12 protein-coding genes are annotated in these 12,924 nt (G+C 60.2%); 5 read left to right on the forward strand and 7 right to left on the reverse strand.

Going from position 1 to position 12,924, the window contains the following annotated elements; translation table 11 throughout:
- Positions 1–48 precede the first annotated feature (48 nt).
- The 7 genes from ispC to rpsB all read right to left on the reverse strand — a co-directional run bounded on the left by ispC (position 49) and on the right by rpsB (position 6,184).
- Entirely contained in the window at positions 49–1,233 is a 1,185-nt protein-coding gene (gene ispC, locus BM254_RS12900) for a 1-deoxy-D-xylulose-5-phosphate reductoisomerase (protein ID WP_092004291.1), read from the reverse strand.
- 2 nt (positions 1,234–1,235) lie between these two features.
- On the reverse strand, positions 1,236–2,075 hold the full coding sequence (locus BM254_RS12905; protein WP_092004295.1) for a phosphatidate cytidylyltransferase: 840 nt from the start codon (positions 2,073–2,075) through the stop codon (positions 1,236–1,238).
- A gap of 22 nt (positions 2,076–2,097) precedes the next feature.
- Positions 2,098–2,868 carry a polyprenyl diphosphate synthase gene (gene uppS, locus BM254_RS12910; RefSeq protein WP_092004298.1) on the reverse strand — a complete coding sequence of 257 codons (771 nt, stop codon included), beginning with the start codon at positions 2,866–2,868 and terminating at the stop codon, positions 2,098–2,100.
- A gap of 67 nt (positions 2,869–2,935) precedes the next feature.
- Complete coding sequence (gene frr, locus BM254_RS12915; RefSeq protein ID WP_092004303.1) at positions 2,936–3,493, reverse strand: ribosome recycling factor; 558 nt, start codon at positions 3,491–3,493, stop codon at positions 2,936–2,938.
- Positions 3,494–3,559: 66 nt separating this feature from the next.
- Positions 3,560–4,288: a UMP kinase gene (pyrH, locus tag BM254_RS12920; protein ID WP_092004306.1), complete on the reverse strand. Its 729-nt coding sequence runs from the start codon at positions 4,286–4,288 to the stop codon at positions 3,560–3,562.
- A 180-nt stretch (positions 4,289–4,468) separates the two neighbouring features.
- Entirely contained in the window at positions 4,469–5,338 is an 870-nt protein-coding gene (gene tsf, locus BM254_RS12925; RefSeq protein ID WP_092004309.1) for a translation elongation factor Ts, read from the reverse strand.
- 93 nt (positions 5,339–5,431) lie between these two features.
- Positions 5,432–6,184 (reverse strand): 30S ribosomal protein S2, encoded by a 753-nt coding sequence (gene rpsB / locus BM254_RS12930; RefSeq protein WP_092004312.1) that lies wholly within the window; start codon positions 6,182–6,184, stop codon positions 5,432–5,434.
- A 251-nt stretch (positions 6,185–6,435) separates the two neighbouring features.
- Between rpsB and map the strand changes: the two genes are divergently transcribed.
- The 5 genes from map to dapD all read left to right on the forward strand — a co-directional run bounded on the left by map (position 6,436) and on the right by dapD (position 12,879).
- Entirely contained in the window at positions 6,436–7,206 is a 771-nt protein-coding gene (map, locus tag BM254_RS12935; protein WP_092004316.1) for a type I methionyl aminopeptidase, read from the forward strand.
- On the forward strand, positions 7,207–9,852 hold the full coding sequence (locus BM254_RS12940) for a [protein-PII] uridylyltransferase (RefSeq protein ID WP_092004319.1): 2,646 nt from the start codon (positions 7,207–7,209) through the stop codon (positions 9,850–9,852).
- A complete protein-coding gene (gene dapC, locus BM254_RS12945) occupies positions 9,849–11,048 on the forward strand; it encodes a succinyldiaminopimelate transaminase (RefSeq protein WP_092004323.1) in 1,200 nt (399 codons plus the stop codon). Before BM254_RS12940 ends, dapC begins: the two co-directional genes overlap by 4 nt.
- Before the next feature lie 235 nt (positions 11,049–11,283).
- Entirely contained in the window at positions 11,284–11,628 is a 345-nt protein-coding gene (locus BM254_RS12950) for an ArsC family reductase (RefSeq protein WP_092004328.1), read from the forward strand.
- 222 nt (positions 11,629–11,850) lie between these two features.
- On the forward strand, positions 11,851–12,879 hold the full coding sequence (gene dapD / locus BM254_RS12955; RefSeq protein ID WP_092004331.1) for a 2,3,4,5-tetrahydropyridine-2,6-dicarboxylate N-succinyltransferase: 1,029 nt from the start codon (positions 11,851–11,853) through the stop codon (positions 12,877–12,879).
- Positions 12,880–12,924: the final 45 nt, after the last annotated feature.

Here is a 12,924-nt window from a genome sequence, read left to right on the forward strand (position 1 = left end):
GCATTCCCGGTTAGTGACTCAAGCCAGGCAGCAAAACCGCCGACGATTTCAGACAGTCAGCAGGCCGATCTGTTCCCTGGCGTGCCGACGGGCTTCGGCGTCCTTGGCGAAGATGGTCTCAAAGCTGTCTGCCGGCACCACTTCGGTGGCCGCCAGTGTCCGCTCTATAATAACGGGGATATCGGCAAAACACAGTGTTCCTTCCAGAAATGCCGCCACGGCGATCTCGTTGGCGGCATTCAGCGCGGCCGGAGCCGTTCCACCAGCCACGAAGGCTTCCGCGGCCAGCCGCAGGCAGGGGAAGCGCACCAGATCCGGCCGTTCGAAGTGAAAGCGGCCAATGGCGAACAGATCCAGAGGCGCGACACCGGCGTCGATCCGCTCGGGCCAGGCCAGACCGTTGGCGATGGGGGTGCGCATGTCCGGGCTGCCAAGCTGGGCCAGCACCGAGCCGTCTGCGTACTCCACCATGGAATGGATGATGCTCTCCGGATGCACATGCACCTCGATGTTTGCCGGCGTGGTGTTGAACAGCCAGCAGGCCTCGATCAACTCCAGGCCCTTGTTCATCAGGGTGGCCGAATCCACCGAGATCTTCTGGCCCATGGACCAATTGGGGTGGGCACAGGCCTCCTCCGGGGAGACACAGCGCAGCTGCTCGACGGTATGGGTGCGGAACGGGCCACCGGATGCGGTCAGCAGGATCCGTGTGATACCGGCGCCGCGGGGGTCACGGACCTTGTCCGCCGGCATGCACTGGAAAATCGCATTGTGTTCGGAATCGATGGGCAACAGTTCCGCGCCGGATTCGGCCACGGCGTCCATAAACAGCTTGCCGGACATCACCAGGGCTTCCTTGTTGGCCAGCAGCACACGCTTGCCGGCACGGACTGCCGCAAGTGTCGGCGGAAGGCCGGCAGCGCCAACAATGGCTGCCATCACGGTGTCCGCTTCGGGTGCGGCGGCTACTTCACACAGACCCTCTTCGCCCGCCAGGACACGGATATCCGGCAGATCGGCAAGCAATTCGTTCAGCGTTTCCGCCGCCTCGGTGCTGGCCATGACCGCCACCGCCGGTCGGAACTCCCGGCACAGAACCGCCAGCTCCTCGGCCCGGGTGCTGGCTGTCAGCGCATACACGGAAAATCGCTCCGGGTGGCGCCGGATGACATCCAGGGTGCTCAGTCCGATGGAACCGGTGGCTCCGAGAAGGGTGACGGTACGCTGTGACATGGTTACCAGTGCCCGGTAGTCAGCCAGCCAAGCTGGGTGATGATCAGTGCGAAGACGGGAATGGCGGCGGTCAGACTATCGATCCGGTCCATGATACCTCCGTGACCAGGCAGCAGCTGGCTGCTGTCCTTGATGCCACGGAAGCGCTTGAGCATGCTTTCGAGCAGGTCGCCAAGCACGGACACCAGGCCGGTGAACAGGCTGGCCGCGACCAGTAACAGGGTTTCCGTAAGGCTGGCTGAGGCCAGGCTACTGACAATCACGGCGAAGACACCGACCGCAGTCAAACCACCCCAGACACCCGCCCAGGACTTACCCGGACTGACGCGGGGTGCCAGCTTGGCCTTGCCGAATGCTCGGCCGGCAAAGTAGGCACCGATATCCGCCACCCAGACCACACAGAACACGTACAGGATAACCCAGAGATTATTGGCCACGTCCCCGAACTGGAAACTGCCGGTGCGCAGGTGATTCAGGCCCACCCAGGCCGGTACCAGAACAAACAGCCCCATCAGCGCACGCATGGGGAGACTGCCCCAGCGGTCGGAGCCCTGTGGGTAGCTGCGAACCAGCAGGAAACAGATGACCCACCAGGCAAGGGCCAGCCACAGCACCAGTACAGCTGGTACGTTCAGCAGGCCGTAGAGAATAGCCGCTGTTACCGCGGCGTAGGCCACGCGGCCGCCCTGCCCTTCAATGCCGGACATATTGGCCCATTCCCAGGCGCCAATGGTAATCACGGCGCCGGTGAAGAGTGCAAATCCCAGGGGAGGAAGAAAGAAGATACCGCCAATGGCGATGGGAGCCAGGATCAGGGCTGTAATAATTCGGGTCTTGAGCACGGTCGGAATCGCTTATGCATCATTATTGTTGTGCGGCCTTGGCCGCGATCTGGTCGTCGGTCTGACCAAATCGGCGCTGCCGTCCGGCATAGGCCTCGAGTGCCTTACCCATCTCTTCGTGTTTGAAGTCGGGCCAGAATACCGGGGAGAAATAGAATTCGGTGTAGGCAAGGTGCCAGAGCAGGAAATTGCTGATCCGCTGCTCGCCGGCCGTGCGGATCATCAGGTCAGGCATCGGCAGGTCACCGATGCTCAGATGCTGCTGGATCATGTCATCGGTGATGTCTGACGGCGCCAGTTCACCGGCACGAACCTTCTCGGCCACCTTCCGGGTCGCCTGGGTGATGTCCCAGTGCCCGCCGTAGTTGGCAGCAATGACCAGGGTCATCTGCGTGTTGTTGCGGGTCAGCTCCTCGGCCTTGTCCATGTGCTCCCGGAGCACCGGGCTGAAGGCAGAGCGATCGCCGATGATGCGCAGCCGGATATTGTTCCGGTGCAGCTTCCGGACCTCCCGCTCCAGGGCGATCAGGAACAACCGCATCAGGGCGGAGACCTCGTCTTTTGGCCGGCGCCAGTTCTCGCTGGAGAACGCGAACAGCGTGAGTACCTCAACGCCCTCGCGGGCACAGGTCTCAACCACGGCCTTGACTGCATTCACGCCGGCCTTGTGGCCCGCCACTCCCGTCAGCCGATGGGCTTTCGCCCACCGGTTGTTACCGTCCATGATAATGGCCACATGCCGGGGCCGGCTGTCCGCCGACACCGGAATTTCCGCGGTTACATTTCCCGTCATGAAATCCCCTGCGCGGCCCGGAACACCTCTCCGGACCGTCTGTGCTACTTTTGAGAACCGCGACGGATCAGACCGCCATCAGGTCCTCTTCTTTGCTCTTGAGCATCTTCTCGATTTCGGCGATGTACTTGTCCGTCAGCTTCTGGATCTCGTCCTCGGCACGGCGCTCATCGTCCTCGGTGATTTCCTTTTCCTTCAGCAGTTCCTTGATCATGCTGTTGGCGTCGCGACGGGCATTACGGATGGAGACCCGCCCGTGCTCGGCATCAGCCTTGGCCTGCTTGACCATCTCCCGACGGGTTTCCTCGGTGAGCATCGGCATGGGCACGCGGATCACGTCACCGCTGGTGGCCGGGTTCAGGCCCAGATCGGAAGTCATGATGGCCTTCTCGATGGTCGGCACCAGGTTCTTCTCCCAGGGAGAGACCGTCAGGGTGCGGTTGTCTTCCACATTGACGCTGGCCACCTGCTTGAGCGGCGTTTCCTGGCCATAGTAGTTAACCATCACGCTGTCCAGGATTGCCGGGTGGGCGCGGCCAGTCCGGATCTTGTTGAACGCCGAGTGCAGAGCCTCGAGGCTCTTGTTCATTTTCTTCTCGGCTTCTGCTTTGATGTCGTTAATCACTTAAGCATCCTCAATTCGTCAGGTCATTCCGTGAGCCGACCCTTTCTGGCGGGCCGGCTTACCGTGTTATTCGATCAGTGTACCTTCTTTTTCGCCGGTCACGATGCGTGTCAGCACACCCGGGCGGTTCATGTTGAACACCCGCAGCGGGATACCGTGATCCCGCGCCAGGACGATAGCCGTCAGGTCCATCACGCCCAGCTTCTTGTCCAACACCTCATCATAGGTGAGGTGGTCGTATTTAACGGCGGTCGGATCCAGGTTGGGGTCCGCCGAGTAAACACCGTCTACCTTGGTTGCCTTCAGGACCGCATCCGCCTCAATCTCGATCCCGCGCAGGCAGGCGGCCGAATCGGTGGTGAAGAACGGGTTGCCGGTACCGGCGCTGAAGATCACCACGTCGCCTTCTTTCAGATCACGCACCGCACGGCGGCGATCATAATGCTCCACGATACCACTCATGGGGATGGCCGACATGACGCGGGTGCGGATATTGGAACGCTCCAGGGCGTCCCGCATGGCCAGGCCGTTCATCACGGTGGCCAGCATGCCCATGTGGTCACCGGTGACCCGGTCCAGGCCGGCCGCGTTCAGGGCTGCGCCACGGAACAGGTTACCACCGCCGATCACCAGGCCAACCTGGACACCGATGCCGATGAGGGCGCCGATTTCCAGGGCCATGCGATCAAGAACTTTGGGATCAATACCGAAATCGTGGTCGCCCATCAGGGCTTCGCCACTGAGCTTGAGCAGAACACGCTTGTATCTGGGCTGGTTTTTCGAAGATGTCGGCATGGTGATCCCCTTTTCGTCTGATGGCTATCCGCATAAACGGTTTTCAGGCTTGTATCTGACATACTCCTCACAAAAAAGGGGTATCTCAGATACAAGCCCGCCACGAGAGCCGGGTTTCCCCAGCTAACGTGGCAGACTCAGGTTGGTGCCGGAGACCAGCCCCGGCACCGTCAGGAAGGATCAGGCCTTGCCAGTACCGGCTGCAGCAGCAACCTCGGCAGCAAAGTCGACTTCTTCCTTCTCAATGCCCTCACCTACTTCCAGGCGAACAAAGCCAACCAGCTCGCCGCCGGCAGACTTGATCAGCTCGCCAACAGTCTGGTCCGGGTTCTTGACGAACGGCTGCTCAACCAGGCTGTTTTCCTTGAGGAACTTCTTGATTCGGCCGCCCATCATCTTCTCGACGATTTCAGCAGGCTTGCCTTCCATATCCGGCTGGGCCTTGATGATTTCCTTCTCTTTTTCCAGCTCTTCTTCCGGCATGTCTTCCGGCTTGCCTACACGCGGGTTAACAGCGGCAGCGTGCATGGCGATGTCACGGGCAACTTCCGGATCACCGGCAGTCAGAGCGACAACGGAAGCGATCTTGTTGTTGCTGTGAACGTAGCCACCAACAACCGGGCCTTCTACCTTCACGATGCGACGAACAGTGATGTTCTCGCCGATCTTCTGAACCAGCGCCTCACGCTTGGCTTCCAGATCGCCTTCCATCAGCTTGGCAACGTCGGTCTCGCCTTTTTCGAAGGCAACGTCCAGAACGTCGTTGGCAAACGCCATGAAGTTGTCATCACGAGCAACGAAGTCGGTCTCGGAGTTCACTTCCAGGATGAAGGCAACGGTGTTGTCGTCGGAGATCTTGATCAGGGAAACGCCTTCGGCGGCGGTACGGCCGGCTTTCTTGGCGGCCTTCAAACCGGAAGACTTGCGCAGCTCTTCGATCGCAGCTTCAACACTGCCATCAGCCTCAACCAGTGCCTTTTTGCACTCCATCATGCCAAGACCGGTGCGCTCGCGCAGCTCTTTGACCATTGCAGCGGTAATTGCAGCCATGTTCAATCCTCTTAAATAGTCCGAATTCGGTGGGGAGGTATGCCCGGATAAACAGGCGGGCATACCTTACATCTCAAACGTGAAACTTACGCGTCACTCGGCGGCCGGAGCGGCGCCTTCCGCGTCTTCGCTGACTTCTACGAACTCGTCAGCGCCTGCGCCGGCAGACTGGGCTGCTTCGAGGCAGGTGTCAGCAACAGCTTGCACGTAGATCTGGATGGCGCGGATGGCGTCATCGTTACCCGGGATCACGTAATCAACGCCGTCCGGATCACTGTTGGTATCAACCACACCGATAACGGGGATGCCCAGCTTGTTGGCTTCCTTGATGGCGATACGCTCGTGGTCCACGTCGATCACGAACATGGCGTCCGGCAGGCCGCCCATGTCCTTGATACCACCGATAGAACGCTCCAGGCGGTCCATTTCACGGGTGCGGTCCAGGGCTTCTTTCTTGGTCAGCTTGTCGAAAGTACCGTCCTGACTCTGGGTTTCCAGGTCACGGTAGCGACGGATGGACTGACGGATGGTCTTGTAGTTGGTCAGCATACCACCCAACCAGCGGTGGTTTACGTACGGCTGACCGGCACGCTGAGCTTCTTCCTTGATGATCTTGGCGGCGGAACGCTTGGTACCGACGAACAGGATCTTGTTCTTGTTCTCTGCCAGCTGCTGAACAACCTTCAGCGCTTCTTCCATGGCAGGAACAGTCTGCTCGAGGTTGATGATATGAATCTTGTTGCGGGCACCGAAGATGTACTTGGACATTTTCGGGTTCCAGTAACGGGTCTGGTGACCGAAGTGAGCACCTGCCTTGAGCAGGTCACGCATATTTACCTGAGCCATGATATTTACCTTTTAGCTTCGGGTTAGGCCTCCACGCGTCCGATTGACCCAACCAGCTCCTGTATAAACAGAAGAAGGCACCCTGGGACAACGTGCCGACACGTGTGTGAATTTGCCGGATTCGTTTCCGGCGGGCGCGTTTATACCATAAATCGGCCTGACAACGCCATTAATTTTGGCAAGAAGCTTCCTTGTACGCAGCTTCCCGCGCCCTTAAAATGCTGGTTTGGTTCAAATCAACAGGAAGCCCGATGCAGGTATCGATAAAGACCCCGGAAGAAATCGAGAAAATGCGCGTAGCCGGCCGCTTGGCGGCCGAAGTTCTGGAAATGATCGACGAGCATATCAAGCCCGGCGTTTCCACCGAAGAACTCGATCGCATTTGCCACGACTATATCGTGAACGTTCAGAAGGCCATTCCCGCACCTCTCAATTATAAGGGGTTTCCGAAGTCCATCTGCACGTCGGTCAACCATGTGATCTGTCACGGCATCCCGTCCGAAAAGAAAATTCTGAAGGACGGCGACATCCTCAACATCGATGTCACCGTGATCAAGGACGAATACCATGGCGACACCAGCAAGATGTGGATCGTGGGCAAGCCCAAGCCCGGCACCGAGCGTCTGATCCGGATCACCCAGGAGTGCCTATATAAAGGCATTGAGCTGGTGAAGCCCGGAACCCGACTCGGCGATATCGGCAACGTGATCCAGAAGCACGCCGAAAAGCATCACTATTCGGTGGTCCGGGATTACTGCGGCCATGGTATCGGCAAGGTGTTCCACGAAGAGCCCCAGGTGATGCATTACGGCAAGCCGGGCACCGGCCTGGAGCTGCAGGAAGGCATGACGTTCACCATCGAGCCAATGATCAACCAGGGCAAGTACCAGACCAAGCTGCTGCCGGATGGCTGGACCGTGGTCACCAAGGACCACAAGCTGTCCGCCCAGTGGGAACACACCATTCTTGTGACCGCCGATGGCCACGAGATTCTGACCAAACGATCGGAAGAGTCCTTCTAAGTGGACCGAAACGACCTGGAACACCGCATCAGCAATGACCCCTCCCCAGTTTCCGCGGCAAGGGAACTGTTAAAGGAAAGGTATACCGCTGATGCCAAGGCGTTTCGCCAGGGCGCGGATGTCCGGGCCCTCGTCCATTCCAGGGCGGATACGATCGACACGGTTCTCAGACTGATCTGGAACCGTTACCCCTTTGCCAGCTCCGAGGATATCGCGCTCATTGCCGTTGGCGGCTATGGGCGCGGCGAGCTGCACCCCCATTCCGACATCGACCTGCTGATCCTGACTCGCGACGGTATCCGGGAAGAATGGCAGGACGACCTCGGCGCCTTCGTGACCCTGCTCTGGGACCTGAAGCTGGATATTGGCCACAGCGTCCGCAGCATTGAAGAGAGCATGGCCGCCGCCCGGGAGGATGTCACCATCCTCACCAACCTGCTGGAAACCCGGACCATCGCCGGCCCGGACAGCCTTAGGCAGTATCTGAGTGAACAGGTCTACTCGGATGATGTCAGCACCGATCGCGACTATTTCATTGCCAAGCGCGCGGAGCAGCAGGAACGCCACAAGAAGTACGGCGATACCGAGTACAACCTGGAGCCCAACCTCAAGGGCTCACCCGGCGCCCTGCGGGACATCCAGACCATCGGCTGGATCACGAAGCGCCATTTCGGCCTGCAGAACATTGCCGACCTGACCCGCTTCAGTATCCTGACCGAAGAGGAGCATCAGATCCTGTACCAGGGCGAGACTCTGCTCTGGCAGCTTCGCTATGGCCTGCAGCTACTGGCGGACCGGAACGAGAACCGCCTGTTGTTCGATCACCAGCGCGCCCTGGCCGAGATGCTCGGTTACCGGGACGAGGGGAAGCGTCTGGGCGTCGAGCTGATGATGCAGTCCTACTACCGCACTGTGCTGGCCCTGGCCGAGCTCACCGACGTGATCCTCCAGTACTATGACGAGGCCATCCTCGGCGCCGGTGACGAGGACGACATCCAGCCCCTGAACAAGCGCTTCCAGATCCGAAATCGCTATATAGAAGCGGTGAACAACCAGGTGTTCGCCTACGCGCCCTACGCCATCATGGAAATTTTCCTGCTGATGGCCCAGCACCCGGAGATCAAGGGCATCCGGGCGACCACCATCCGCTCCCTGCGGGCACACCGGCACCTGATCGACGACGCCTTCCGCACGGATCTGGCGGTGACCACCCTGTTCATGGAACTGCTGCGCACCCCCCATGATCTGGACCAGACCCTGGGTGCCATGAAGAAGTACAACGTGCTGGGGCGCTATCTCCCGGAATTCGGTCAGATCATCGGCCAGATGCAGCACGACCTGTTCCACATTTACACGGTGGATGCCCACACCATGCGGGTCATCCGCAACATGGTGCGCCTGAACCGGGCCGAGACCCAGTCGGAATACCCCCTGGCGTCTCGCCTGATTCATCATCTGCCGAAGCTCGAGACGCTCTATATCGCCGGCCTCTACCATGACATCGCCAAGGGCCGCGGTGGTGACCATTCCGAACTGGGTGCGGTGGATGCGGCGGCGTTTTGCGAGCGGCATCACCTGAGCGAGCGGGACACCCAGCTGGTGTCCTGGCTGGTGGAGAACCACCTGTTGATGTCCATGACGGCCCAGCGCAAGGACATCTCCGACCCGCAGATCATCCATGCCTTCGCCAAGGCCGTGCCCAGCCAGGCACACCTGGACTACCTGTACATCATGACGGTGTGCGACATCAGCGCCACCAACCCGAAACTGTGGAACACCTGGCGGGCTTCCCTGCTGAGGCAGCTGTACATCGAGGCCAAACGGGCCCTGCGCCGGGGTACCGAAACCCCGGTAGACCGGCAGGAATGGGTGCGGGCCACCCAGTCCGAAGCCCGGGAAATCCTGCACGCCCAGAACATGTCAGACGAGCAGATCGACCGGGTCTGGGACACGGTGGACGAAGATTATTTCCTCCAGGATTCCACGGTGGATATTGCCTGGCAGACTGCGGCCATCATCCGCCACGGCGATAACCCGGGCCCGCTGATCCTGATCCGCGACACCCGGGGCGGGCCCTCCGAGGGCTACTCCCAGATCATCATCTATATGAAAGACCGGGTCGCGCTGTTCGCCGCCACAACGGCGGTGCTGGAGCAACTGAACCTCAACATCGTGGACGCCCGCATCAGTTCCGGTGAGGGGCCGTTCTCGATCAGCTCCTACGTGGTGCTGGACGAACAGGGCCAGCCCCTGGGCGTGGACCCAGCCCGCAAGGAGCGGGTACGCAAGCGCCTGATCGAGGAACTGGACGATCCAGAGGACTATCCGGACATCATCCATCGGCGCACGCCGCGCCAGCTCAAGCACTTCGCCTTCCCCACCGAGGTGACTTTCTCCAATGACACGGTCAACCAGCGCACGGTAATGGAAGTGATCACCCCGGACCGCCCGGGCCTGCTGGCCCGCATTGGTCAGGTGCTGCTGGAGCACCGGGTTCGCCTCACCAACGCCAAGATCGCCACTCTGGGCGAGCGGGTTGAGGACGTGTTCTTTGTTACCGACGAGCACGGCGGCCCGCTGAGCGATCCCACGAAATGCCAGGCCCTTCAGGACGCCCTCTGTAAAATGCTGGACGATATTCAATGAACCAGAATCTTGACCGATTACACCCCTACCCCTTTGAAAAACTGGCCAAGCTGAAGGCCGGCATCAGCGTGCCCGAGCACCTGGCGCCGATTTCCCTGGGGATTGGTGAGCCCAAGCACCCTTCGCCGGAATTCGTGAAGCAGGTGATCGCCGACAACCTGGACAAGCTGGCGAACTACCCCACCACCAAGGGCACCGATGAACTGAGACAGGCCATCGCCGACTGGGCCACCCGGCGCTTCAAGCTTTCTGCAGGCTCGCTGGACCCGGCGGCCAACGTAGTGCCGGTGAACGGCACCCGTGAGGCGATCTTTGCGCTGGTACAGGCGGTGATCGATACCCGCAAGCCGGCCAAAGTGGTGAGCCCGAACCCGTTCTACCAGATCTATGAAGGCGCGGCCTTCCTCGCCGGCGCGGATCCGGTGTACCTGGCCTGTGATGCCAGCAATGGCTTCATCCCGGATTTTGATGCGGTGCCGGAAAGCGTCTGGGAAGACTGCCAGCTGCTGTTCCTGTGCTCCCCCGGCAACCCCAGCGGCGCTGTGATTCCACGGCAGACCCTGGCCAAGGTGATCGAGCTGGCCGACCGGCACGATTTCCTGATCGCTTCCGACGAATGTTATTCGGAACTCTACCCGGACGAGGGCAACCCGCCCGAAGGCCTGCTGCAGACCTGCGCGGCACTGGGCCGGGATGATTTCAAACGCTGCATCGTGTTCCACAGCCTGTCCAAGCGCAGCAACCTGCCGGGCCTGCGCTCCGGCTTCGTGGCCGGTGATGCGGACGTGCTCAAGGGCTACCTGAAATACCGCACCTACCACGGCTGCGCCATGCCCATCCACAACCAGCTGGCCAGCATCGCCGCCTGGAACGACGAAGACCACGTGCGCGAAAACCGCGCGGCTTACCGGGCCAAGTTCGAGGCCGTCGTGCCCATCCTGCGGGAAGTGATGAACGTCGACTTCCCCGACGCCGGCTTCTACCTCTGGCCGGAAACCCCGATGGACGACGAAACCTTCGCCCGGGAGCTGTCCGCCCAGCAGAACGTCCACGTACTGCCCGGCCGCTACCTCTCCCGCACCGTCGATGGCCACAACCCCGGCGAGAATCGGGTGCGTATGGCGCTGGTGGCGCCGCTGGAGGAGTGTGTGGAGGCGGCGAGGCGGATTGTGGAGTTTGTGAAGGCGAACAATTGAAGCTTGGGGGCAAGGTGAAGATGGGGTCAGATGAAAGCCTTCATCAGACCCCTGGGGCTGAACCCGGGGTCAGAGGCAAACCTGGGGTCTGAAGAAAGCCTTCTTCTGACCCCTTTTTAAGACATACCCCCGGGGTCTGAAGAACGCTTTCTTCTGCCCCCTTTTTCAGCATTAAGTTGGGGTCAGATGAACAAAGTTCATCAGACCCCCATTTTCAAAAAATTTCGGATAAACCATGAAACTCTACGGCATCAAAAACTGCGACACCGTCAAAAAAGCCCGAAAATGGCTCGACGACCAGGGCATCTCCTACGAGTTCCACGACTTCAAAAAGGAAGGCCTGAGCAGCGAGAAACTCAGCGAATGGGAACAGGCCATCGGATGGGAAACCCTGCTCAACCGCCGCGGCACCACCTGGCGCAAACTTCCGGACGAGGTTCGTGATAACATTAACGCCCAATCCGCCCACGACATCATGCTCGAAAACCCGTCCATTATTAAGCGACCGGTGGTGGAGCGTGGCAGCGAGGTTTTTGTCGGCTTCAAGGCTGACGAGTGGGCTGAAAAAGGGATTGGCTAATTTTTGGTGAAGGTAAAGTTGGGGTCAGATGAAAGCCTTCATCTGACCCCGTCTTCGGACCGAACCTGGGAGCTTTCGCGAAGTTGGGGTCAGAAGAAAGCTTTCTTCTGACCCCGTTTTCAGGTCCGCCCCGAGTTGAGATTTAAAGAGAGGGGTCTGATGAACGCTTTCATCTGACCCCATGTTCAGTTTTCAAAGTTCAAAAACAGGAGCAACCACCAGATGAGTTTTGCATTCGGTATCGGCATCGGCACCCAGAACAACCAGGGCGAATGGCTGGAGGTTTACTACCAGCAGCCGATCATGACCCCCGACAAGGCGCTGATCGACGTGGTTGAAAGCGCGCTCGATTACCAGGGCGGCAACCAGGCCATCGCGGCCACCGCTGAACAGCTGCACCAGTTCGCCAACGCCCTGCGCCAGCTGGGCCAGACCGACCAGGCATCCCTGGCCGAGAAAGCGGCCCAGAGCAAGCGCCCGGTGGTAGTGACCGTCCTGGCTAGCGACGACACCGCCTCCAGCACCCCCGAGGTGTACCTCAAGTTGCACCTGATCTCCCACCGGCTGGTCAAGCCCCACGGTGTGAAGCTGGATGGCATCTTCGGCCTGCTGCCGAACCTGGCGTGGACCAACGAAGGCGCCATCGACCTGAACGAACTGGCCGACCGCCAGCTGCAGGCCCGCATTGAAGGTCGCACCCTGGAAGTGAAGTCCGTGGACAAGTTCCCGCAGATGACCGACTACGTGGTACCCAAGGGCGTCCGTATCGCTGACACCGCCCGCGTACGTCTCGGCGCCTACGTAGGCGAAGGCACCACCGTGATGCACGAAGGCTTCATCAACTTCAATGCCGGCACCGAAGGCACCTCCATGATCGAGGGCCGGATCTCCGCAGGCGTAATGATCGGCAAGGGCTCCGACCTCGGCGGCGGCTGCTCCACCATGGGCACCCTCTCCGGCGGCGGTAACATCATCATCTCCGTGGGCGAGAACTGCCTGCTCGGCGCCAACGCCGGCATTGGCATCCCCCTGGGCGACCGCTGCACCGTGGAAGCCGGCCTGTACATCACCTCCGGCACCAAAGTCGCCCTGCTGGACGACAACAACGAACTGGTGGAAGTGGTCAAAGCCCGCGACCTCGCCGGCAAACCGGACCTACTGTTCCGCCGCAACAGCCAGACCGGCGCCGTTGAGTGCAAGACCAACAAGACCGCGATCGAGCTGAACGAAGAGCTGCACGCGAATAACTGAGTCGGCGCAGATCGCCGCCAGGCAAGGGGCTGATCCACCCCAGGG

The organism is Marinobacter pelagius (assembly GCF_900114925.1).
Taxonomy (GTDB): Bacteria; Pseudomonadota; Gammaproteobacteria; order Pseudomonadales; family Oleiphilaceae; genus Marinobacter; species Marinobacter pelagius.